The sequence below is a fragment of the Mycobacterium sp. genome, from assembly GCF_036273375.1.
Taxonomy (GTDB): domain Bacteria; phylum Actinomycetota; class Actinomycetes; order Mycobacteriales; family Mycobacteriaceae; genus Mycobacterium.
Genome location: NZ_DASUHS010000002.1, coordinates 1 through 21,844, shown reverse-complemented (window position 1 = coordinate 21,844; position 21,844 = coordinate 1). Strand labels below are relative to the sequence as shown.

At 67.8% G+C, this 21,844-nt stretch carries 23 protein-coding genes; 6 read left to right on the top strand and 17 right to left on the bottom strand.

Annotated elements, in window-relative coordinates:
• Window position 1 precedes the first annotated feature (1 nt).
• From VFW69_RS00140 to eccCb, 8 genes are all read right to left on the bottom strand, one after another.
• Entirely contained in the window at window positions 2–331 is a 330-nt protein-coding gene (locus tag VFW69_RS00140; RefSeq protein WP_526496911.1) for a type VII secretion target, read from the bottom strand.
• A gap of 42 nt (window positions 332–373) precedes the next feature.
• On the bottom strand, window positions 374–1,711 hold the full coding sequence (gene glmM, locus VFW69_RS00135; protein ID WP_526496909.1) for a phosphoglucosamine mutase: 1,338 nt from the start codon (window positions 1,709–1,711) through the stop codon (window positions 374–376).
• 149 nt (window positions 1,712–1,860) lie between these two features.
• Window positions 1,861–2,439, bottom strand: coding sequence for a 30S ribosomal protein S9 (gene rpsI / locus VFW69_RS00130; protein WP_526496907.1), 579 nt, complete (start codon window positions 2,437–2,439; stop codon window positions 1,861–1,863).
• Entirely contained in the window at window positions 2,436–2,879 is a 444-nt protein-coding gene (gene rplM, locus VFW69_RS00125) for a 50S ribosomal protein L13 (protein WP_526496905.1), read from the bottom strand. The genes rpsI and rplM overlap by 4 nt, the downstream gene beginning before the upstream one ends.
• 262 nt (window positions 2,880–3,141) lie before the next feature.
• Window positions 3,142–3,438, bottom strand: coding sequence for a WXG100 family type VII secretion target (locus VFW69_RS00120; RefSeq protein ID WP_526496903.1), 297 nt, complete (start codon window positions 3,436–3,438; stop codon window positions 3,142–3,144).
• 14 nt (window positions 3,439–3,452) lie between these two features.
• Window positions 3,453–3,770 (bottom strand): WXG100 family type VII secretion target, encoded by a 318-nt coding sequence (locus VFW69_RS00115; RefSeq protein ID WP_526496900.1) that lies wholly within the window; start codon window positions 3,768–3,770, stop codon window positions 3,453–3,455.
• 43 nt (window positions 3,771–3,813) lie between these two features.
• Window positions 3,814–5,055, bottom strand: coding sequence for a type VII secretion-associated protein (locus tag VFW69_RS00110; RefSeq protein ID WP_526496898.1), 1,242 nt, complete (start codon window positions 5,053–5,055; stop codon window positions 3,814–3,816).
• Window positions 5,052–8,726 (bottom strand): type VII secretion protein EccCb, encoded by a 3,675-nt coding sequence (gene eccCb / locus VFW69_RS00105; RefSeq protein WP_526496987.1) that lies wholly within the window; start codon window positions 8,724–8,726, stop codon window positions 5,052–5,054. The genes VFW69_RS00110 and eccCb overlap by 4 nt, the downstream gene beginning before the upstream one ends.
• Before the next feature lie 143 nt (window positions 8,727–8,869).
• On the opposite strand from eccCb, the gene eccD reads away from it, so the two are divergent.
• Together eccD and mycP are read left to right on the top strand one after the other, a co-directional pair.
• Window positions 8,870–10,255 (top strand): type VII secretion integral membrane protein EccD, encoded by a 1,386-nt coding sequence (eccD, locus tag VFW69_RS00100; RefSeq protein WP_526496896.1) that lies wholly within the window; start codon window positions 8,870–8,872, stop codon window positions 10,253–10,255.
• Window positions 10,252–11,565, top strand: a complete 1,314-nt coding sequence (gene mycP, locus VFW69_RS00095; protein WP_526496894.1) for a type VII secretion-associated serine protease mycosin — start codon at window positions 10,252–10,254, stop codon at window positions 11,563–11,565. Before eccD ends, mycP begins: the two co-directional genes overlap by 4 nt.
• Here the strand turns inward: mycP and eccB are convergent.
• A complete protein-coding gene (eccB, locus tag VFW69_RS00090; RefSeq protein WP_526496892.1) occupies window positions 11,530–12,906 on the bottom strand; it encodes a type VII secretion protein EccB in 1,377 nt (458 codons plus the stop codon). The two genes, mycP and eccB, sit on opposite strands and share 36 nt — an antisense overlap.
• A gap of 196 nt (window positions 12,907–13,102) precedes the next feature.
• Here eccB and VFW69_RS00085 point away from each other — a divergent pair, with 196 nt between their 5' ends.
• From VFW69_RS00085 to VFW69_RS00075, 3 genes are read left to right on the top strand one after another with little or no spacing between them, the layout of a single operon-like run.
• Window positions 13,103–13,972, top strand: a complete 870-nt coding sequence (locus VFW69_RS00085; RefSeq protein WP_526496985.1) for a cutinase family protein — start codon at window positions 13,103–13,105, stop codon at window positions 13,970–13,972.
• 42 nt (window positions 13,973–14,014) lie between these two features.
• Window positions 14,015–14,650 (top strand): cutinase family protein, encoded by a 636-nt coding sequence (locus VFW69_RS00080; RefSeq protein ID WP_526496890.1) that lies wholly within the window; start codon window positions 14,015–14,017, stop codon window positions 14,648–14,650.
• A 1-nt stretch (window position 14,651) separates the two neighbouring features.
• A complete protein-coding gene (locus VFW69_RS00075) occupies window positions 14,652–15,302 on the top strand; it encodes a cutinase family protein (protein ID WP_526496888.1) in 651 nt (216 codons plus the stop codon).
• A 4-nt stretch (window positions 15,303–15,306) separates the two neighbouring features.
• On the opposite strand, the gene truA is transcribed toward VFW69_RS00075, so the two are convergent.
• The 8 genes from truA to infA form a co-directional block, all read right to left on the bottom strand.
• Window positions 15,307–16,161 carry a tRNA pseudouridine(38-40) synthase TruA gene (gene truA / locus VFW69_RS00070; RefSeq protein ID WP_526496983.1) on the bottom strand — a complete coding sequence of 285 codons (855 nt, stop codon included), beginning with the start codon at window positions 16,159–16,161 and terminating at the stop codon, window positions 15,307–15,309.
• Window positions 16,148–16,780 (bottom strand): 50S ribosomal protein L17, encoded by a 633-nt coding sequence (gene rplQ / locus VFW69_RS00065; protein ID WP_526496886.1) that lies wholly within the window; start codon window positions 16,778–16,780, stop codon window positions 16,148–16,150. Before rplQ ends, truA begins: the two co-directional genes overlap by 14 nt.
• A gap of 59 nt (window positions 16,781–16,839) precedes the next feature.
• Window positions 16,840–17,883: a DNA-directed RNA polymerase subunit alpha gene (locus VFW69_RS00060; RefSeq protein ID WP_526496884.1), complete on the bottom strand. Its 1,044-nt coding sequence runs from the start codon at window positions 17,881–17,883 to the stop codon at window positions 16,840–16,842.
• 74 nt (window positions 17,884–17,957) lie between these two features.
• Window positions 17,958–18,563 (bottom strand): 30S ribosomal protein S4, encoded by a 606-nt coding sequence (rpsD, locus tag VFW69_RS00055; RefSeq protein ID WP_526496882.1) that lies wholly within the window; start codon window positions 18,561–18,563, stop codon window positions 17,958–17,960.
• 9 nt (window positions 18,564–18,572) lie between these two features.
• Window positions 18,573–18,992 carry a 30S ribosomal protein S11 gene (gene rpsK / locus VFW69_RS00050; protein WP_067101453.1) on the bottom strand — a complete coding sequence of 140 codons (420 nt, stop codon included), beginning with the start codon at window positions 18,990–18,992 and terminating at the stop codon, window positions 18,573–18,575.
• 6 nt (window positions 18,993–18,998) lie between these two features.
• Entirely contained in the window at window positions 18,999–19,373 is a 375-nt protein-coding gene (gene rpsM / locus VFW69_RS00045; protein ID WP_221044380.1) for a 30S ribosomal protein S13, read from the bottom strand.
• Between the two features lie 207 nt (window positions 19,374–19,580).
• Window positions 19,581–19,694: a 50S ribosomal protein L36 gene (gene rpmJ, locus VFW69_RS00040; RefSeq protein ID WP_003879483.1), complete on the bottom strand. Its 114-nt coding sequence runs from the start codon at window positions 19,692–19,694 to the stop codon at window positions 19,581–19,583.
• 51 nt (window positions 19,695–19,745) lie between these two features.
• Window positions 19,746–19,967, bottom strand: coding sequence for a translation initiation factor IF-1 (infA, locus tag VFW69_RS00035; protein ID WP_003418601.1), 222 nt, complete (start codon window positions 19,965–19,967; stop codon window positions 19,746–19,748).
• 254 nt (window positions 19,968–20,221) lie between these two features.
• On the opposite strand from infA, the gene VFW69_RS00030 reads away from it, so the two are divergent.
• The coding region (locus VFW69_RS00030) for an NAD(P)/FAD-dependent oxidoreductase (protein ID WP_526496879.1) at window positions 20,222–21,844 on the top strand (1,623 nt) is incomplete at its 3' end.

Genomic DNA, 21,844 nt, shown 5'->3' with positions numbered 1-21,844 from the left:
GCTAAGCGATCCGCGCCGCGGCATACAGTTCGGCGTCGGCGTAGCGCTCAGCGCTCGACCGCAGCGCGGCGGCGATCTCCGCCGATGCGCGCGACCACTGCGACACCTGCGCCACCAACCGCTCCGACTCGACGCGCAGCGCGTCGCCGCGCGCGGTGTGCGTCCGCCCGGCGCTGGCGCCGCCGAAAGCCAGCCTGGACAAGTGGTCGCTTACCGCGCGGTCGATGAATTCGGCCGCCATCGCGAATTGGTTAGCGACCCGCCGCGCCGCCGGCAGGTCGATCTGCGTGCGGGCGATGGCTACAGAGCGTGTTCCCCCAACGGATTTCATGCTTTATCCGACGCCCGTGGGCGCGGCGGGGTTCCGGGGAGATCAGAGCGCGCCGCTGACCGCTTCGGCGACTCGGGTGGCGACGCGCTGAGCGATGTCCTTATCGGGTGCTTCCACCATGACCCGGATCATCGGTTCGGTTCCTGAGGGCCGCAACAGGATTCGGCCGGTGTCGCCCAGTTCGGCTTCGGCCTGTCCGACGGCGCTCTGCACCGCGGGCGCGCTGGCGGCGGTGTCCTTGTCAGCGACCGTCACGTTGATCAGCACCTGCGGCAGCGTCTTCATCGCAGATGCCAGCTCGGCCAGCGACGAGCCGGTCTGCGCCACGCGGGTCATCAGCCGCAGGCCGGTGACGATGCCGTCACCGGTCGAGCCCAACGCGGGCATCACGATGTGCCCGGACTGCTCGCCCCCCAGGCTGTAGTCGCCGGCCCGTAGTTCCTCCACGACGTAGCGGTCACCAACGCCGGTGGTGCGCACCGTGATTCCGGCCGAGCGCATGGCCAGATGCAGCCCCAGATTGCTCATCACGGTGGTCACCAGTGTCTCGGACGCCAGTTCGTCGGCCTCGTGCATCGCGAGCGCGAGCACCACCATGATGTGGTCGCCGTCGATCAGGTTGCCGTTGGCGTCGATGGCCAGGCAGCGGTCGGCGTCCCCGTCGTGGGCCAGACCCAGGTCGGCGCGGTGTGCGACGACGGCCGCACGCAGCGAATCCAGATGCGTGGAGCCGCAGTTGTCGTTGATGTTGAGCCCGTTGGGGTCGGCGTTGATCGCGATCACCCGGGCACCGGCCGCGCGGTAGGCGCGCGGGGCCACCGCGGAGGCCGCGCCGTGTGCGCAATCCACCACCACGGTCAACCCGTCGAGGCGCAGCGCGCTGGCCTTGCTCAGGTGGCGCAGGTAGCGGTCGGCCGCGTCCTCGGCATCGATGACCCGCCCGATCCCGGCTCCGACCGGACGCAACTCGGGATCAATGTCGAGCAGCGCCTCGATCTGTTCCTCGGTGCCGTCGTCGAGCTTGTGGCCGCCGGGGCCGAAGATCTTGATGCCGTTGTCGGGCATCGGGTTGTGCGACGCCGAGATCATCACCCCGAAGTCGGCGTCATAGGCGCCGGTCAGGTAGGCCACCGCGGGGGTGGGCAGCACCCCGACCCGCAGCGCGTCGACACCTTGACTGGTCAGCCCCGCGATCACCGCGGCCTCCAGCATTTCGCCGCTGGCCCGCGGATCGCGACCGATCACCGCGACCCGCCGGCCCGGTGCCGGTGTGCTCGCCAGGTGCCGCGCCGCCGCGGAACCCAGCGCCAGCGCCAGCTCGGCGGTCAACTCGCGATTGGCGACCCCACGGACACCGTCGGTGCCGAATAGTCGACCCATGCGACCAAACCTCTCACAGTTGTCGGGCTAGCACCTAACGTCCCCGTTCCTTTCTGAACGAAACGGGCCCCGTCCGGGCGCAGACACGCCGCAACCGGCCACAACTTGTGCACCACGATGCCAAGTTGTGGCCGGATAGCGACTGCTGATCAGCGCTTGCTGTACTGAGGCGCCTTACGGGCCTTCTTCAGGCCGTACTTCTTGCGCTCGGTGGCACGCGGGTCACGGGTGAGGAAGCCGGCCTTCTTCAGCGGGGGCCGGTCCTCGGGCTGGGCGACGATCAACGCTCGGGCGATGCCCAGACGCAGCGCGCCGGCCTGTCCCGAGGGGCCGCCGCCGTGCAGCAGCGCGTAGATGTCGAAGCTGTCCACCCGGTCGACGGTGACCAGCGGGGCCTTGATGAGCTGCTGGTGCACCTTATTGGGGAAGTAGCCCTCCAGGGTGCGGCCGTTCAGGTTGAACTTGCCGGTGCCGGGCACCAGGCGCACCCGCACCACGGCCTCCTTGCGGCGGCCGACGGTCTGGATGGGCCGGTCGAACACGAAGGACGGGGCGGGCGCGGCGGCTTCGGCAGCCTCGGAGGCCTCGACCGGGGCTTCGGCAGTCTCGGAGGCCTCGACCGAGGCTTCGGTCGCCTCGGCGACGGCCTCGACGGTCTCCGCGACTTCTGGGGTCTCCGGGTTCTCCGGGTTCTCCGGGTTCTCCAAGGCCTCGGGCGTTTCGGTCATTGGGCCACCTGCTTGATCTGGTACGGAACGGGCTGTTGTGCGGCGTGGGGGTGCGTCGGACCGGCGTAAACGTGCAGCTTGCGCGCGATCTGCCGGGCCAGCTTGTTCTTGGGCAGCATGCCGATGATCGCGTCCTCCACGACACGGTCGGGGTGCTTGTCCATCAGCTCGCGAATGGTTCGGCTGCTCAGACCGCCGGGATAGCCGGAGTGGCGGTAAGCCAGCTTCTTGTCCAGCTTCTGGCCGCTGAAGGCGACCTTGTCGGCGTTGATGACGATGACGAAGTCACCGCCGTCGACATTGGGGGTGAACGTCGGCTTGTGCTTGCCGCGCAACAGGGTGGCTGCCGCGACGGCAAGGCGGCCAAGCACCACGTCCGTGGCGTCGATGACGTGCCACGACCTCGTGGTGTCACCCGCCTTTGGCGTGTACGTAGGCACAGCGCTTACCACTTTCTCTTTGCGAGCCTCTTGGCTCGGGGTGATCCCGGTGTGACCCGGGGGCCGGTCGGGCGTTCGCGGCAGGGCTTGGTCTCGGCGACCGACATTGACCCGAGGCCCCGGCGTACCGCACGCCAACGGAGCAGCTTACCGACCGCCATCCCCGCAGGTCAAAATGACTGTGTGGTCCCAACGGCTCTCCCCCGCCAGGACCACACAGTCTCACGGCGCGGCTACCCCCGCGCGGTGGTCTATTCGGCCGCTACCGCGCCCAGACGCCGGCAGCCCGGCGGTCGGCGTTGGCCACCTCTTCCGCACCGTCGCGCACGGCATTTCCCAGGGCGGCCAGGATCTCATTGAGCGCGGTCGCCGACTGGTGCCATTTGAGTTGCTCGGCCTGGTATGCAGCGGCCGCTTCACTGGTCCAGAGCTGCCGCAGCGGCGCGATTTGGGATCTGAGCTCGTCCAGCGCGGCATTGAAGTGTGCCGACGTGGAGTGAATTTCCTGACGCACCGTGTGTTCGATTTCGCCGAAGTTATAGGAAAGCACCGGGTCCACGGGATCCTCTCTCGTCACAGGTCCCCGCCGGCGGCGGCGATGTGGTCTGCATGGTTTTGGCCGGCCTCCTGCAGCGCGGCTGCGTTGTGCCGAATGGTGTCGGCGATCGTGTTCAGGGCGTGATAGAGCCTCACCGACTCCGCGTTCCAGCGATCCATCACGTCTTTGAAGCGCGCGGCCGCGAGCCCACCCCACGCCGACGGAGGCACACCGTTCATGCGGCCGACGAACGCCTGCAGCAGCGCCCTGATTTCCTCGTTGCGGGCGTCGGTGGTACCCGCCACCGACCGCATCAGGTCGAGATCGGTGCTCAGTGTGTTCGATGCAGCCATACCAACTACGACCCCCGGCGCGGTCCTTCGGTTCCATAAATTTTCATCCGACCGCGTGGGCGGATCGCACCGCCTGATCGCAGGCGTCGCGGACGGCGTCTTCATCGCCGGCCCGGCTCTGACAACCGATGCTGATCCGAACCGGGCCGTCCAGGAGCACCGTCCAGCGCACGTGATGACCGGGGCGCACCTCGCGGTAAGTCACCGCCGGGCGGCCGGCGCTGGTTCCGGACGGATTGAAGTCGACGAACACCCCGGCGGCCTCGGCATCGATCGCGTGCTTCAACCGCTCGGCGGTACCGCTGAGCGTTTCGCCGGCGACAGGTGACTGCGTGATGTGCAAGGCCACGTCGGGATTTGCCCGCGACGTGACTTGTACCCGGGACGAGCCTGGTCCGCTGACCACCCGCTGCGCCGCCCACGTCGCCGGCACCGACAGCGCCACCCGGCCTTCCACCAGAAATGTTGTGGGCGCGGTTTCCACCGGCTTCGGGGCCACCACACCGGGTCGGCCCATCGTCAGCGCGGTCGGCGCCGCCGCGGCGACGACGATCGCGGCCGCCACGAGTCCGCTCAGCGTCCGGCCGCGCGGCCGGCCGGGACCGGCGGGTGCGGTGGCGGGCGGCCCCGACGGCTCGCCGGTCGCCCGGTAGGCCGACCGCGCGAGGCGGGCCAGCCGAATGTCGTTGATTTCGAGGATGTCCGGGATGTTCTGGCCGCCCCCACGTAACGCGTCGGCGATCAGCACCGCCACCGTCGGCGCACCCGCGACGGTGCTTGGGGTGTCGATCAGCACGGCTTCGGGCGCCATCGCCGCAACGACGCCCGCAACGTCGCGGGCGACGGACTGCGGTTCGGCAGTGCGCGGTACAGCCGTGATCTCGCTTGCGGTGATCGCCACCAGCCGCTCGGCGATTTCGACCACTACCGTCGCATCCGGTGCGGCGCGGGACGCCTGCCTCAGCACCGACGATCGCGTCCGCGTTTGGCCCGCTACGGCCGCGGCGGCCTTGCGTACCACGCCCACGCGCGACGCCGGCCACCACGACGGGTGCACGACGACCATCCCGTCGCAGTGACCGCGGGTTGCTGATCGCAACGCGGCTTCCCATAGTGCGTCGACCGCCGCCGGACGCTCCCCTACCAGCGCCACCCGGTCGTCTATCGCACCAAGCGCCGCCCGAACGATGTCGGCCATCTCGTCGTCGACGACGGTGGTTGTGGCGCAACATAACCGCCGGATCGTGCCGGGCCCGGCTTCGACGACTGCGGGGTGCCCGCTCACGGTGGGCTCCAGGCAACCTGGACAAGTTCCTCGTCACCGGCCCGAGTGGCCAGGACGCCGCGGCCCGGCGGCAATCGCACCGGTGCTGTGGAAGCAAACGATGCGCCCTGCGCTGGACATCCGCTCATCATCAGTGACGCGCAACCGAGGTCGCGCAGACTCGTCAACAGCGGCTCGAACATTGCGCGCTCGAGTCCGCCGCTGCGGCGAGCGATGACCAGATGCAATCCCAGATCTGCCGCATACGGCAGGAATTCGACGATCGGTGTCAGGTCATTGCCCGCGGGGCCGGCGACAAGGTCGTAGTCATCGACGATGACGTACAGGTCCGGTCCAGACCACCAAGAGCCACTGCGCAACTGAGCCTGGCTGGCGTCGGGCGGCGGCATCCGCGCCTGCAGAGCCTCGAGCAGGTCGGGCAGCAACACGGCCAGGGCGGCGGGCGACATGGCGTAACCGCTGAGATGTTCCGACTCGACGACACCAAGCAGTGTGCGCCGAAAGTCGACTATCAACAGCTGGGCTTGGGCGGGCGTCTTCGTCCGGACGATCTCCCGGCACAACGTCCGGAGCGTCGCGGTCTTCCCGCACTCGTTGTCACCGACGACGAGAAGATGCGAACAGCATTCGAAATCGACTGCGGCTGGCCTCAGTTCGCGCTCCTGTAGACCGAGCAGTATCGGCATACCCAACTCGGGGCTCGACCGGCGCACCACAGCGTCGCGATCCACGCGCACGGGCAGCAGCGGTATCGGCGGGGCAACCGATTCACCACCGGGCACCTCGGCGATGGGCAAGGCGATCATCATGTGCAGGCCCTCACGGGAAAGACCACGACCCGGACTGTCGCGCGGAACATGCTGCGCCGCCTTGCGGTCGATTTCGGAGTCGGCGGGATCACCCAGCCGCAACTCGATGCGCGTGCCGATCTGATCTCTGAGTGAGGGCCGCACCTCGGACCACCGTGATGCGGACAACACCACGTGCACGCCGTACGAAAGTCCTTGAGCCGCCAGCGCGGTGACCGACTCCTCCAACGTGTCGAATTCTTGGCGCACGCTCGCCCAGCCGTCGATGACGAGGAACACGTCACCGAACGGATCGCCGGATGTATCACTGTCGCCGCGCCGCTGTCGGTATTCGGCGATCGACGCGATGCCATGCTCGCGGAACAAGGCCTCACGGCGACGAACGACCGACTCGCATTCGCCGACTATCCGGCCGACCAGACGCGGCTCCGCTCGACCAGCGACCGCACCCACATGCGGCAGCGTGTGCACCGCCGACAGCACTCCGCCGCCGAAATCCAGGCAGTAGAACTGCACCTGGTCAGGGCGATGCGTAGCCGCCAAGGCCGTAGTGAGTGTGCGCAGCGCCGTCGACTTCCCGGATTGGGGTGCACCGATGACCGCCAGATTGCCCGCCGCTCCGGACATGTCGACCACCAGCGGTACCCGGCATTGGTCGAGGGGCCGGTCGACAATGCCGATGGGGACGGCCAGGGCACCCGGCGCGCACGCGACGTCGGCCAGGACGGTGTGCAACGCCGGTGCCGGCCCCAGCGGAGGCAGCCACACCCGATGCGCGGATGGCCCCTGGCCAGTCAGCCGGTCCAGGACAGCACTCGAGATGGTCCGTTCGTGCGCCGCGCTCACCTGGGCGGCGCGGCTGACCGCCCCGGTTATCCGGGTGCCGAACACCTGCACCGTTCGTGTCGCCACAGCTTGTCCGCTGGCCGACGTGTTCGTTGGTAGCGGCGCCGAAACCAGCGCGGCCTGGAAGCGAATCGGTTCGCCACCACTGATGCGCAAGAAGCCGGCGCCGGGGGCGCTCGGCAGCCGGTATGCGTCGAGACTACCCAATACGGTCTGGGATTCGTTGGTCGACAGTGTTTTCAGGCACATTCGATACGACAGGTGGGCGTCCAGTCCGCGTAGCCGGCCCTCGTCGAGACGCTGGCTGGCCAATAGCAGGTGCATGCCCAGCGACCGGCCGAGGCGGCCGATCGCTCCGAACAGGTCGGCGAAATCCGGATGCTGGCTGAGCAGTTCGGAGAACTCGTCGACGATGATGAACAGCGTTGGCAACGGGGGCAACGCTCTAACACCGCGCCCGTGTTCGTATGCCGCGACGCTGACGCAGCCCGCCGTCCGCAGCAGCTGCTGGCGTCGGTTCATCTCACCGGCCAGCGCATCGCGCATCCGCGCCACCAGCGGCGCGTCGTCGGCCAGGTTGGTGATCACCGCGGCCACGTGCGGTGCGTGCGCATAGTCGAGAAAGGTTGCGCCGCCCTTGAAGTCGATGAGCAGCAGGTTGAGTGTTTCCGGCGAGTTGTGCGCCATCATGCCCAATGCGATGGTGCGCAACAGCTCTGACTTGCCGGACCCGGTGGCGCCGATGCACAGCCCATGTGGGCCCATCCCGTCTTCGGCCGGCTCTTTGATGTCCAGCTCGAGTGGTGCGCCCCCAACCGTCGTTCCGATCGGAACGCGAAGTCGGTCGCGGTCTCGGCGGCGCCATAGGACGTGCGGGTCGAAGTGGTCCAGATCGGAAAACCCGGCCAGCTCCGTCCAATTGGGCTCAGCGCCTTTCGGGCGGCCCGTGCGCGGGTGGTACCCGGCAAGCCGGCGCGCACATACCATCGCGTCGATGGGCGCGATCCGGTCGGGACACCATCCAGGCCCATGATCAGCGACCGTCCGTATTATCAGCGGGGCGCCGTCGCAGCTGGTGCCGACCCCGATCGTGGTTGCGCCGACGATCGGATCGATGCCCAAGGCCAGGTCGGTGACCACCACCACTTCGGGTCCTTGGACTGCGGCGATAGCATGCCGAGCCTCCGCCGTGCTCGGATAGACCATCCGCACCGGCCCCGCCTCATCGATGTCCACCGGATGTTGATTGTGCGGAAGCCATTTCAGCCAGTCCCAGTGACCGCGATTCTCATCGTCGACAGCCGCCGCGATCAGCACCTGGTCGGGTGCGTGCAGCACAGCGAGTTGGCAAAGGATCGCGCGCAGCAGCCCGCGCACCTCGCCCAGATCGCCGTCGATCGTCACGCGTGTCCCCGCCCGCAGGCCGATCGTGACCGGAGCGTGGATCGTCGAGTGCGCATTCAGGAAACGCGTTAGTGCCGTGGCGGTGACCGGATCCCGACGCCCCTCCGATGGAAGCTGCGGGGCAACCAGGCGGCGGGCGAGCGGCTGGGTTCCCATGCCCACACGGACGAGGCCGAAGTCGGCGTCAGTCGGCCGCCGCTCCCACATCCGCGGGCCACCGATCAGCGTCCATAGCGTGTCGGGATCGGGATGGCGCCTGATCGCTGACCAGTGTTGCGCCCCAGCGATTTCGGACACGGACCGACTCAATTCGCTGAGGTAGTCGAGATAGTGATCGCGGTCGGCATCGATGCTACCGCCTTGCCTTTGTGCACGACCGGTCAGCCCCGTCACCACGGTCGAAACCAGCATCATCGCCGGGAATGCCAGAAAGATGGGGTTGCGGGTCACGCCGGTCCCAGCGGTGAACACCGCGGTCATGACGCCCATGCCCACCAGAGAAAGCGCAACCGGCAGCAGCCGTGCGAGTATGCCCGGCACCGTCGGCGATGGCAGGTCTGGCGGCGCCTCGACAACGATGTCGGCCGCGGGACTCTGCGGTTCCGCCGGCACGACAGCCTGAATCACCTCATCCCCTTCCCGTGCGACGACGCTAGGTAGCTCCGACATCGGCGGCAAGTCACCTGTGCACAACCGGATACCGGGTCGTGCAGACCTGGCTATGTTTCCTTCCAATCCGACGGAAGGGTTCGCTGTTGCCTGCATCCGATACCGGGCTGCGACGCGTCTCAGTGCATTGGGACGCTGCCGTCGTCGATGTCACTTTGCCCGCAGGAATCCCTGTCGCCGTGCTGATTCCGTCAGTCGTCGACATCCTCAGAGCTGACCATCTCGACAACGAGGCCTGGCGCTACCGCTTATCGGTGCCCGGCGCATCCGGGTTGGACCCGTCGATGACGCTGGCACAGCACGGCATCGGAGACGGTGCGATCCTGGTGCTGAGCCGGAGCACTGCGCCATTGCCCGCTCCCCGCTACTTCGATGTGGCGGAGGGCGTGTCGGCGGCGCTCGACGCGGCGACCGAGCCGCGCAGCGGCGCTGCACATGCGCGCGCGGTCCGACTCATCGGGGTGGCGGCGGCGATCGTTCTGGCCGGCGTCGGAGGGCTGGCCATCGTGCGCAACGCATTGCGCCTCAACGATAACCGGGATGTCGCCACGACGGTCACCGCGTTGGTGGCATCCGGCGGCCTGGCCGTCGGGCTGGCGGCCATTGCGCACCGTGGCTATCAGGACCAGGCCGCCGGGCTGGCGCTGAGCCTCATCGCTACGACGTTCGCGGCGGTTGCCGGGTTTGTGGCGGTGCCCGGCACGCCAGGCATGCCGAACGTGTTGCTGGCCACGGCGGCGGCCGGCGTCACCGCGGTTGTCGCGATGCGCGTATCGGGTTGCGGTGTGGTCACATTGACCGCCGTCTCGAGCTGCGCCGCGGTCACCGCGGTGGCTGGGCTGGTGAGCGTGGTAAGCGCGGCGCCGCTGCGCATCATCGCTTCGGCGGCTGCGCTGCTATCCGTCGGCCTGCTTCCAGCGGCAGCGCGCGCATCGATCGCGTTAGCCGGGTTGTCACCCCGATTGGGGACACCGGACGCGGCGGAGATTGAACCGAGCGACGCGAGAACGCATTCCCAAGCGGTTTGCGCCGACAGGTGGTTGACAAGCCTGCTTTCCGGATTGTCGGTATCGGCCACGCTGGGCGCGGTCGTCACCGTGCTTGCCGGCGCACCACTACTGTCGTGCACCGCGTTCGGCACGCTCACCGGTGCGCTACTGCTGCTGCGCTCCCGATCCACCCACACGAGAAGGATGCTGGTGTTTGCGATCAGCGGAATCCTCATTACCGCAACGACCTTCGGTGTTGCGGCCTGGCGCGCACCGGTGCCCGGCCCCTGGATCGTGACGGCAACGACATTGGCGGTCGCTGGGGCGATGTACCTGGGCTTCGTCGGCCCGGCTCGGCCCGCTTCGCCCGTCCTACACCGAGGCATCGGGCTGCTGGAGGCATTGGCGCTGGCCGCGATGGTTCCGTTGACCTGCTGGATATGTGGACTCTACGGTGCCGTCCGGGGATTGAACCTGACATGATGAGTTCGTGCGCAGGCCGCCTGCTGGCGGTGTCGGCGCTGACGCTGGCGACCGCGTTGGGAACTCCGACGGCGCGGGCGGTTTCACCGCCGGACGTCGATGAGAGGTGGTTGCCCAAGCCTGCCTTGCCGGCTCCCCCGCGGCCGACCGTGCAACGCGAGATTTGCGCGACGATGACGGTCGACTCGGGACCGGGCCGCAATCACCCCCCGCCCTTGGGCGACCTATCGGCGGTCTGGCAACTCAGCCGCGGCACCGGCCAACGGGTCGCGGTCATTGACACCGGGATCTCACGACACCTTCGGCTGCCCGATGTAGTGCCGGGTGGCGACTACGTGTCCACGGGCGACGGCACGCAGGATTGCGACGCGCACGGCACGCTGGTGGCTGGAATCATCGCGGCCGCAGCGGATTCCAAGGCCGACGGCTTCAGCGGGATGGCACCGGAGTCTACGTTGATCAGCATTCGTCAGTCCAGCGCGAAATTCGCCCCCACCGCCGACCGGTCGCACACCGGAGTCGGTGACGTCGACACGCTGGCGAAAGCCGTTCGGACGGCAGCCGATCTGGGAGCCTCGGTGATCAACATTTCGTCGGTTGCGTGCGCACCGGTGGCTTCGGCGCTCGACGACCGCGCGCTGGGTGCGGCACTGGCCTACGCCGTCGACGTCAAAAATGCCGTCATCGTGGCCGCGGCCGGCAATACCGGCGGCGCGGAACAGTGTCCGCCGCAGCGGGTGAACGCCACCTGGCAGACCATCACGGTCGCCGTCAGTCCGGCATGGTACGACGACTACGTACTGACCGTCGGCTCGGTGAATGTCCGTGGAGCGCCGTCGACATTCACCCTTGCCGGCCCCTGGGTGGATGTAGCGGCGCCCGGTGAGGCGGTGACGTCACTCGCGCCGGAGCCGGTATCCGGCACGAGCTATGCCGCCCCGGTGGTCAGCGGATTGGCCGCGCTGATCCGGGCCCGCTTCCCTGCGTTGACCGCCCGCCAGGTGATGCAGCGCATCGAGACGACGGCGCATCATCCACCCACCGGATGGGATCCCCTCGTCGGCAACGGCACCATTGACCCGCTCGCCGCGGTCAGCACGGGCACGGGTCCCGCCCGCAGCAGTCCCGGCCCATCGCCGGCACCGGTGCCGATCACCGCGTCGCCGCCGATGCAACCGCGCGATTCTCGCGCGCGGAACACCGCGCTCCGTGGAGCCGCGATCTGCCTGCTTGCGCTGACTCTCGCTTTGGCCACCGGGGCGATCAGAGGTGGCCTACGGCGAGCCCGCGACCGCATCGCGTGCGATTGATGCGTTCTGTCGGCTCAGCTCGGGTCCGGACGGCAACAGCGTGAGAAGCGGCCACGGTGCCGGGCCCGCGTCGTCAAGACCGAGGTCGTGTGCGGCGTCGTCGTCGTGAATGGCGAACCGGACACCGGTGTCGCTGATCAGGTAGCGGGTGCCGGCGTCGTCACCCGCCCGCACGTAGGCGCTTGCGCCTGGCGGCACGTACACGGCGTCCAGCGCAGGGCCGGGGCCGTCGGCTTGCGCCAACGCCACTGGCGCCCGGCCAGACGGGATCGGCAGCCGGCTTTCGGCCAGGAACGCGGCGTCTGCGTGGCCGGATCGCGTCTCCTCCCAGCCGGCGCACAACGTGCCGGCCGGCTCTGACAGCGCTGGCGCCCGGTCAGGAAAGAGCGCAACCGGCAGCTCGTCGACGACGGGAGCGGCCCGGATCGCGTCGGGCGCGACGGCGACAGGGTTGACCGTTCCCTGCGGGTTGTTGAACCGCAGCAGGTCAGCGGCCACCTGGCCGATGCGCTGCACTCCGTCGGCTAAGACCGCGTAATACTCGTCGCCGTCGGTGCGTGTGATGCGAAGCACACTGCCGACCGCGAATCCGGGCAATCCTGGCGGCGTGGCGCCCCGACCGTGAATCCGTGGTGGTGCGATCGGCGGCGCTTCCGGCACGGCATTCAGCAATGCCTGCGAGACGAGCAGCGGCGTTCTGCCCTCGAGGCGCAGCGCGCGCACCACGGCAGCATCAGCGAGGTCCACCGTCGCCCGGTGGCCGTCGTAGAGCAGGTAGGCAGGCGAACCGGAAGCAGGGGTCACCAGGATCGCTTGCCCGGTGGGAACGCGGTGCACCGTCGGCGCCTCGGAGCGGCGGCCGATGATGACCGTCGTGGTGCTAGCGGCGGTGCTAGCGCATATCAACCAACTCACATCCTCTGAAGACAACGGCCTGCCGAGAAACTCCGGTGCACCCGGAATGCCCAGCAGCGGACCACGTTTGGTGGTGTTCAGGTCGGATTCGGTGACCGGCTGCGGGTTGGCGGCCGTCGCGGCGATGAGCCGGGCAGAGGCCAGGTTGAGCACCGGATGCCAGGCGTCGCCCACTCGAACGAATAGGGCGCCTGACTCCCGGCTCACCACGATCTGCGCGCGATCCAGTGCGACATGAGGCCGCAGCACGGCGAGAAGCGCGCAGCCGGCCACGGCAACGGCGGTGATCAGACACCCGAACGCCACCGGATGCGCGCTCGAGCGAAACCCGGCCCGGACGTTCTCTCCCAGCAACGCGCTTTCGATGCGCCGCAGCAAATACCGGTAAGCACTGACGTGCAGCCACGTGACCGGCTGAGGCGGCACCTGATCTCCTGACTCCGAGATTCCGTCAACGGCCACGGTAAGCCGCCATTTCGGGCCGTCAGAGCAGTTATCCACAGGTCGAAAGAGTTCCCACACGGTTCGAATTGGGTAAAATCGCCCAGTGCAAACTCACCCGGCGCAAACTCACCGTGTACGTACCCGTTGGGCGGGCACCGCGCGGTCAGCAGGCCGCTTGATCGGCCTGGGTGCTTCTGCCCTGGTTATTGCTGCTGGCCTGCTCGCGACCCCCGCCGCGGCGCCGAAAGCCTCCGCCGATGACTGCCCGGACGTCGAGGTCATCTTCGCCCGCGGCACCAACGAGCCACCCGGCCTGGGCCGGGTCGGCGACGCGTTCGTGGACTCGCTGCGCCAGCAGACCAATGGCCTCAACATCCTGCCCTACGGCGTGAACTACGCCGCCAGCAAGCTGCAGCTACACGGCGGCGACGGCGCCAACGACACGATCGACCGCGTGAAGAAGAGCGTGGAGAAGTGCCCCAACACCAAAATCGTGCTGGGCGGCTACTCTCAGGGCGCCTCGGTGATGGACATCGTCGCCGGCGTCCCGATCGGCGGCATCAGCTGGGGCAGCACGCTACCGGCGCAGTACGCCAACAACATCGCCGCCGTCGCCACCTTCGGTGACGTGGCCGACCGCGCTGGCGGCACCCTGCCCAGCCAGAGCTCGATGCTGGGCTCCAAGGCCATCGACCTGTGCAACCCCAACGACCCGATCTGCCACGCCGGGCCCGGCAACGAGTGGAGTGGGCACACCGAGGGCTACGTCCCCGTCTACACCACCCAGGCCGCGGCGTTCGTCGCGCAGAAACTGGTCGGCGCCGGTCAGTCGATGCCCGGGTACGGACCGTCGATGCCGGGCACCGGTCCGCAGACCTCACCCGGCTACGGTCCGCAGCAGCCCGGATATGGCCCACAGTCGCCGGTCTACGGGCAGAACCCGCCCGGGTCGGGCCCGTCCATCCATGGCGGTCCCGGCACGGCTCCGGCTCCCGCGCCGTCGGTGCCCGCGCCGGCTACGGACGTACCGCAAGCACCTCTCGTCTAAATCGTTACCGTCGGGTTATCAACGCCCCCTTAACATCGCTGTGTGAGGCTTATCCCGTTAGGGCTGGGCATCGGAATTGGCGCAACGGGCGCGTTATTGATTGCTCCCCAATTGGTTCCGCATGCGTCGGCATCGTGTCCCGGCATTGAAGTGGTGTTCGCCCGGGGCACCGACGAGCCGCCCGGTGTCGGCAAGGTGGGCGGTGCCTTCGTCAGCGCGTTGCGTGAGCAGACCAGCAAAAGCGTTGGCGCATACGGGGTGAACTACCCTGCCAACAAAGACTTCCTGGCCGCCACCAACGGCGCCAACGACGCCAGCACCCACCTTCAGCAAATGGCCGTCAACTGCCCCGGCACCAAACTGGTGCTGGGCGGTTATTCCCAGGGCGCCGCCGTCGTCGACATCGTCACGGCCGCACCGGTATCCGGTCTTGGCTACCGCCAGCCGTTGCCGTACCAGGTCGCCGACCACGTCGCTGCCGTCGCGCTGTTCGGCAATCCATCCGGCCGGGCGGGTCAGCTGATGAGTGCCTTATCCCCGAATTTCGAGGGCAAGACCATCGACCTGTGCAACCCGGGCGACCCGATCTGCTCGGGGGGCTCGCAGTGGAGTTCGCACCTGAGCTACGTGCCCGGATTGACCAACAGGGCCGCGAATTTCGTCGCGGGCAGGATCTAACTTGAGGCACCGCCGGTACGGCGCGGCGTGCGCCGCTTCCATCGCCGTGGCATCGCTGCTTGCCCTGGCGGTCACCACGCTCCCCGTGCCGGCGGCATCGGCGGAGTGTCCTGGCGCCGAGGTGGTTTTCGCCCGCGGCCGGGAGGAACCAGCCGGTGTCGGTTACGTCGGCGCTGCATTCGTCAATGCCCTGCGCGCCAAGGTGCGGATGCCGGTAGGTGCCTACGGCGTCAACTATCCCGCCGATGTCAGCCCGGCCAAGGGCGCCAACGACATGAGCGCGCACGTCCAACAGATGGCGCGAAGCTGCCCGGGCACACGCGAAATTCTCGGCGGCTATTCGCTGGGTGCCGTTTCCGCCGATCTGGTTGTCGCCGTCACCCAACCGGCGTTCGGATTCACCAATCCGCTGCCGGCGGTATTGGATCAGCAGGTGGCGGCGGTCGCGTTGTTCGGCAACGGCACCCGCAAAGTCCTTGGCCCGGTTCCCGATTTCAGCCCGGCCTTCGCCGCCAAGACCATCGACGTGTGCGCGAACGGCGACCCGATCTGCTCGGCGGGTGGCCTGAATTGGCCTTCGCATCTGCAGCCCTCTTACATCGACTCCGGGCTGGTGGATCAGGCCGCCGGATTCGTCGCGGCCAGGCTGTGACCGCTCAGTCGCGCGAGCGCAGGTCCCGGGTGATCAGGTTGCGCGCGGCCAGCTGGCCGTCGGGCGGGTAGTCGACACCGACCAGCGACAGGCCGTGTGGGGGCGCGGCGGCGAAGTCACTGGATCGCTCTGTGGCACTGAGCAATTCGCGACAGTAGGAGACCGGACGGCGGTGTTCGCCGACGGCCAGCAGCGCGCCGACCAGTGAGCGCACCATCGACCAGCAGAACGCGTCGGCGCTGACCCGCGCGGTGATCAGCTCACCGTCGCGGGTCCAGTCCAGTCGCTGCAGGTCGCGAATGGTGGTGGCGTTCTCGCGGTGACGGCAGAAGGCGGCAAAATCGTGCAATCCCAGCAGGTCTCGCGACGCGGCGGTCATCGCCTCGACGTCCAGCGGGCGCGGCCAGGCGGTGACGTAGCGGGCCTGCAGCGGCTGCACACCCCAGGGCGCCGTCGAGATGCGATATACATAGTGACGCCGCAGCGCCGAGAACCGGGCGTCGAAACCCGCAGGCGCGCGGGTGATATCGACGACCCGGACATCGGTGGGCAGGAACCGGCCCAGCCGGCGCAGCAGCGGCAGAAATTCGGGTTCACCGATGTGCGGTGCACGCGGATAGGCGTTCGGCAGCGCGTCCAGCGGAACGTCGACGTGGGCCACCTGCCCGGTGGCATGCACTCCGGCGTCGGTGCGTCCCGCCGCGCGCAGCCGCACCGGCGTGCGAAAAACGGTCGTCAGCGCCTCGTCGAGAATTCCGGCCACGGTCCGCTGGCCGGCCTGAGTGGCCCAGCCCGCGAAACCTGTTCCGTCGTAGGCGATATCAAGCCGCAGACGGACGTCCTCGCTAACTCTCGTCAGCCTCGTCGTTCGCCTCTTCGGCTTCGGCTTCGGCCCTGGCGGCGACGGCCTTGTCGGCCTTTTCCTCGGCTTCGGCCTGGGCCTTGGTCGGCTCGGCCTCCGTCGTGGTCTCCTCGACCTCGGCCGTGGCTTCCTCGGCCGTCGGGCCGACGGCTTCCTGCGGCTCGACAGCCGCCTGAGGTGCCGCCGCTGCCGCGACAGGAGCGTCAGTCTTCTTGGACGCCTTCACCCGGCGAGCCCGGTCGGCCTCGGAGGTGACCGTCTTCTCCCGCACCAGCTCGATCACGGCCATGGGCGCGTTGTCGCCCTTGCGCGGCTCGACCTTGATGATGCGGGTGTAGCCGCCGTTGCGGTCGGCGAAGAACGGCCCGATCTCCTCGAACAAGGCGTGCACCACGTCCTTGTCCCGGATCTTCTTCAGCACCTCTCGACGGTTGTGCAGCGAGCCCTTTTTCGCGTGCGTGATCAGCTTTTCCGCATAGGGCCGCAGCGCGCGCGCCTTGGGCTCGGTCGTCTTGATCCGGCCGTGCTCGAACAGCGACGTGGCCAGGTTGGCCAGCAGGGCCTTCTGGTGCGAAGACGACCCGCCGAGGCGAGGTCCCTTGGTGGGCTTGGGCATTGCGACTATCTCCTAATTGGGGCCGGTCCCCGTATTAGGTAGGACCGGGACGGAATTCTTTACAGCTGTTCGGTTTCCGCGTAGTCCTGGTCGTCGTAGGACGCCTCGCTGGACCAGGTGCCGGTGGCGACGTCGTAACCCGCGACCTGCGAGGGGTCGAAGCTCGGCGGGCTGTCCTTGAGCGACAGGCCCAGCTGGTGCAGCTTGACCTTGACCTCGTCGATGGACTTCTGACCGAAGTTGCGGATATCGAGCAGGTCGGACTCGGTGCGCGACACCAGCTCGCCGACGGTGTGCACACCCTCGCGCTTGAGGCAGTTGTAGGACCGCACCGTCAGATCCAGGTCGTCGATCGGCAAGGCGAACGACGCGATGTGGTCGGCCTCGGCCGGCGACGGCCCGATCTCGATGCCCTCGGCCTCGACGTTGAGTTCGCGTGCCAGACCGAACAATTCGACCAGGGTCTTACCCGCCGACGCCAGCGCATCGCGGGGGTTGATCGAGCTCTTGGTCTCGACGTCCAGGATCAGCTTGTCGAAGTCGGTGCGCTGCTCGACACGTGTGGCGTCCACCTTGTAGGTGACCTTGAGCACCGGCGAGTAAATGGAATCGACTGGGATACGGCCGATTTCGGCGCCGGAGGCGCGGTTCTGCACGGCAGGCACGTAACCACGGCCGCGCTCGACGACCAGCTCGACTTCGAGCTTGCCCTTGTCGTTCAGCGTCGCGATGTGCAGGTCGGGGTTGTGCACGGTGACACCGGCGGGCGGCACGATGTCACCCGCGGTGACCTCACCCGGACCCTGCTTGCGCAGGTACATGGTGACCGGCTCGTCCTCCTCGGAGGACACCACCAGGCTCTTGAGGTTCAAGATGATCGCGGTGACGTCTTCCTTGACGCCCGGCACGGTGGTGAACTCGTGCAGCACGCCGTCGATCCGGATGCTGGTGACGGCCGCGCCCGGAATCGAGGACAGCAGCGTGCGCCGCAGCGAATTACCAAGCGTGTAACCGAATCCCGGCTCCAGCGGCTCGATGACGAACTGGGACCGGTCGTCGGTGAGGACTTCCTCCGACAGTGTGGGTCGCTGAGAGATCAGCATGGTGTTTCTTCTCCTTCTCGGCACCCGCTATTTGATGCCGTTAAGACCTGCACCGGGTTGGATGCAGGGGGTCTTTACTTCGAGTAGAACTCGACGATGAGCTGCTCGCTGAGCGGCACGTCGATCTGCGCCCGCTCGGGCAGCTGGTGGATGAGGATGCGCTGACGCTCCCCCACCACCTGCAGCCAGCTCGGGATCGGACGGTCGCCCGCCGTCTCCCGCGCGATCTGGAACGGCACGGTGTTCAGCGAGCTGTCCCGCACATCGATGATGTCGTGTTGCGACACCCGGTAACTGGGGACGTTGACGTGCACGCCGTTGACGCTGAAGTGTCCGTGGCTGACCAGCTGGCGGGCCATCCGGCGAGTGCGGGCCAGCCCGGCCCGGTACACGACGTTGTCCAGCCGGCTTTCCAGGATGCGCAGCAGCTCTTCACCGGTCTTGCCGGATTGCCGGGAGGCCTCTGCGTAGTAGCGGCGGAACTGCTTTTCCATCACGCCATAGGTGAAGCGGGCCTTCTGCTTCTCCTGCAGCTGCAGCAGGTATTCGCTTTCCTTGATCCGCGCGCGACCGTGCTGGCCGGGCGGATAGGGACGCTTCTCGAAGGCCTGGTCGCCACCGACGAGGTCGGTGCGCAGCCGGCGCGACTTGCGAGTGATGGGTCCGGTGTAACGAGCCATGGTTGTCTCCTAGACCCTTCTGCGCTTCGGCGGGCGGCAGCCATTGTGCGGCTGGGGGGTGACGTCGGAGATCGCGCCGACCTCCAGGCCGGCGGCCTGCAGCGACCGGATCGCGGTCTCCCGGCCCGAACCCGGGCCCTTCACGAACACGTCGACCTTCTTGACGCCGTGTTCCTGCGCCTTGCGCGCGGCGTTCTCGGCGGCCAGCTGGGCTGCGAACGGGGTTGATTTCCGGGACCCCTTGAAGCCCACGTGACCCGACGACGCCCAGGCGATGACGTTGCCCTGGGGGTCAGTGATCGTGACGATCGTGTTGTTGAAGGTGCTCTTGATGTGGGCGGCACCATGCGGGATGTTCTTCTTTTCCCGCCGGCGGGTCTTCTGGCCCTTCTTGGGCGCCGCCGCGCCTGCCTTCTTTGCTGGTGGCATCGGGGGTTACCTGGCCTTCTTCTTGCCGGCGATGGTGCGCTTGGGGCCCTTGCGGGTGCGCGCGTTGGTCTTGGTCCGCTGGCCGCGCACCGGCAGGCCGCGGCGGTGCCGCAGGCCCTGGTAGCAGCCGATCTCGATCTTGCGGCGGATGTCGGCCTGCGTCTCGCGGCGGAGGTCACCCTCGACCTTGAGGTTTGCCTCGATGTAGTCACGCAGGTGGGTCAGCTGGTCATCGGTCAGATCCCGGGTGCGCAGGTTCCGGTCAATGCCGGTAGCTGCCAGGATCTCGTTCGACCGGGTGCGGCCGACGCCGAAGATGTAGGTCAGCGCGATCTCCATCCGCTTGTCACGCGGCAGATCGACGCCTACTAGTCGAGCCATAGGTGGCGTTTCCTCTTTTTCTAGGCGGAGGTCTGTTCCCAGCCCGTTCCCGCAACCCCGGTAGGGGTGGTTATATCTCGCGGGGCCCGGCCTCCGTCCGGGCGTGGATGAGCTAGCCCATCTCTAGTAGATGCCAGCCGCTCACTGGTGCTGGGAGGTCTGCATTCAGTTGTGTTGGTACTGCGGGGCCGCCTACGCCCTGAGGGGTTAGCCCTGGCGCTGCTTGTGGCGCGGATCGGAGCAGATCACCATGACCCGCCCATGCCGACGGATCACCCTGCACTTGTCACAGATTGGCTTGACGCTCGGGTTCACCTTCACGGCTGTTCGATCCTGTTCTGTCTATTCGTAGGTTGTTGGAGATCGGGCGCGTTACTTGTACCGGTACACGATGCGGCCACGGGACAGGTCGTAGGGAGACAACTCCACCACCACCCGGTCCTCGGGCAGGATGCGAATGTAGTGCTGCCGCATCTTGCCGCTGATGTGCGCAAGCACCTTGTGACCGTTCTCCAGCTCAATGCGGAACATCGCATTGGGCAGAGGCTCGACCACCCGGCCTTCCACCTCGATGGCGCCGTCCTTCTTGGCCATAACTAATTAAGAATCCTCGCCGTATAGTTTCGTAATCGTCTGCGCCTGGTCGACGCGACATTGCCCACCGACTTGGAACGTGAGCCGGTGACAGGAAATTCCTAGGGACTTGGCACACAAAAAGTCGGCGCGGATGCCGCACCGTTGTTCCACGATACCTGGTTATTCCGCTCCACCAAAATCGCTGTCGGCGGAACGCGGCCCCGCCTCCTCGACCTCCCACATGGCCGCTGACGAGCGCATACTTAACGCCGATGACCAACCCTTCCGGCACCTCGAGCCCCGCAGACGCCGGCGGCGCCGCAGCGCAACAGCGCAAGCCCGTCATGCTGACCGTAGACGACGATCCCTCGGTTTCTCGCGCCGTCGCCCGGGACCTGCGCCGCCACTACGGCGAGGACCACCGGATCGTGCGCGCGGAATCCGGGCCCGACGCTCTGGGCACGCTCAAGGAGCTCAAACTGCGCGGCGAGACCGTGGCGGTGCTCATCGCCGACTACCGGATGCCGCAGATGAGCGGCATCGAGTTCCTCGAGCAGGCGATGGACCTGTATCCGGCGGCGCGTCGCGTGCTGCTGACCGCCTACGCCGACACCCACGCCGCCATCGACGCGATCAACGTCGTCGACCTGGACCATTACCTGCTCAAGCCGTGGGACCCCCCGGAGGAGAAGTTCTACCCCGTCATCGACGGGCTGCTGGACGCCTGGCGGGCCGCACCCGAGCACCCCATCCCGCACACCAAGGTGATCGGCCACCGCTGGTCGGCGCGGTCCTGGCAGGTCCGCGACTTTTTGGCCCGCAACGGCCTGTACTACACCTGGTTCATGGCCGACGAACCCGCCGGCGAGCGGCTGCTCACCGCGGCCGGCGAGAACGGCCTGCGGCTGCCGGTGGTGGTCACCCAGCGCGGCGACACCCTGGTCGAACCCACCGACGCGCAGCTGGCCGAGACCCTGGGCCTGACCACCACGCCGTCGCAGGAGTTCTACGACCTGATCGTGGTCGGCGGCGGGCCCGCGGGCCTGGCCGCGGCCGTGTACGGCGCGTCCGAGGGGCTGCGCACCGTGCTCATCGAGCACACCGCCACCGGCGGTCAGGCCGGGCAGAGCTCGCGCATCGAGAACTACCTGGGCTTCCCGGACGGGGTGTCCGGTGGCCAGCTCGCCGACCGCGCCCGCCGGCAGGCGGAGAAATTCGGCGCCGAACTGATCACCGCCCGCAAGGCCATCGCCCTCGAGGTGAACGGGTCCAAGCGCACCGTGCGGTTCGCCGACGGCGGCTCGATCGACGCGCACGCGGTCATCCTGGCCACCGGCGTCGCCTACCGCCAGCTGCAGGCCGAGGGCTGCACCGAGCTGACGGGCTGCGGCATCTATTACGGCGCGGCCGTCTCCGTCGCCTCGGAGTGCGAAGACGAAGAGGTCTACGTGATCGGCGGGGCCAACTCGGCCGGCCAGGCCGCCATGTATCTGTCGCGGAGCGCCAAGACGGTCAACATCGTGGTGCGCGCCCCCTCGCTGGAGGCGTCGATGTCCTACTACCTCATCCAGCAGATCGAGGCGAACCCCAAAATCAACGTGCTGACCTGCACCGAGGTGCAGAGCGCCAGCGGCGCCGGCCACCTGGAGCAGCTGTCCCTGGTCAACAACCGCACCGGCGAAACCGAAGACGTCACCTGCGGCCGGATGTTCATCTTCATCGGCGCCGCCCCGCGCACCGACTGGCTCGACGGGGTGCTGGCACGCGACGACCACGGCTTCATCCTGACCGGTCCAGACCTGCGCAACGTGTGCGGCTGGACGCTGGAACGGCCGCCGCATCACCTCGAGACCAGCGTGCCCGGGGTGTTCGCCACCGGCGACGTCCGCTCGACG

Bases quoted from the DNA above. Each gene is read 5' to 3' on its own strand.
- VFW69_RS00140 (WP_526496911.1), bottom strand. From the start codon at position 331: ATGAAATCCGTTGGGGGAACACGCTCTGTAGCCATCGCCCGCACGCAG.
- glmM (WP_526496909.1), bottom strand. From the start codon at position 1,711: ATGGGTCGACTATTCGGCACCGACGGTGTCCGTGGGGTCGCCAATCGC.
- rpsI (WP_526496907.1), bottom strand. From the start codon at position 2,439: ATGACCGAAACGCCCGAGGCCTTGGAGAACCCGGAGAACCCGGAGAAC.
- VFW69_RS00115 (WP_526496900.1), bottom strand. From the start codon at position 3,770: ATGGCTGCATCGAACACACTGAGCACCGATCTCGACCTGATGCGGTCG.
- mycP (WP_526496894.1), top strand. From the start codon at position 10,252: ATGATGAGTTCGTGCGCAGGCCGCCTGCTGGCGGTGTCGGCGCTGACG.
- rplQ (WP_526496886.1), bottom strand. From the start codon at position 16,780: ATGCCCAAGCCCACCAAGGGACCTCGCCTCGGCGGGTCGTCTTCGCAC.
- VFW69_RS00060 (WP_526496884.1), bottom strand. From the start codon at position 17,883: ATGCTGATCTCTCAGCGACCCACACTGTCGGAGGAAGTCCTCACCGAC.
- rpsD (WP_526496882.1), bottom strand. From the start codon at position 18,563: ATGGCTCGTTACACCGGACCCATCACTCGCAAGTCGCGCCGGCTGCGC.
- rpsK (WP_067101453.1), bottom strand. From the start codon at position 18,992: ATGCCACCAGCAAAGAAGGCAGGCGCGGCGGCGCCCAAGAAGGGCCAG.
- rpsM (WP_221044380.1), bottom strand. From the start codon at position 19,373: ATGGCTCGACTAGTAGGCGTCGATCTGCCGCGTGACAAGCGGATGGAG.
- infA (WP_003418601.1), bottom strand. From the start codon at position 19,967: ATGGCCAAGAAGGACGGCGCCATCGAGGTGGAAGGCCGGGTGGTCGAG.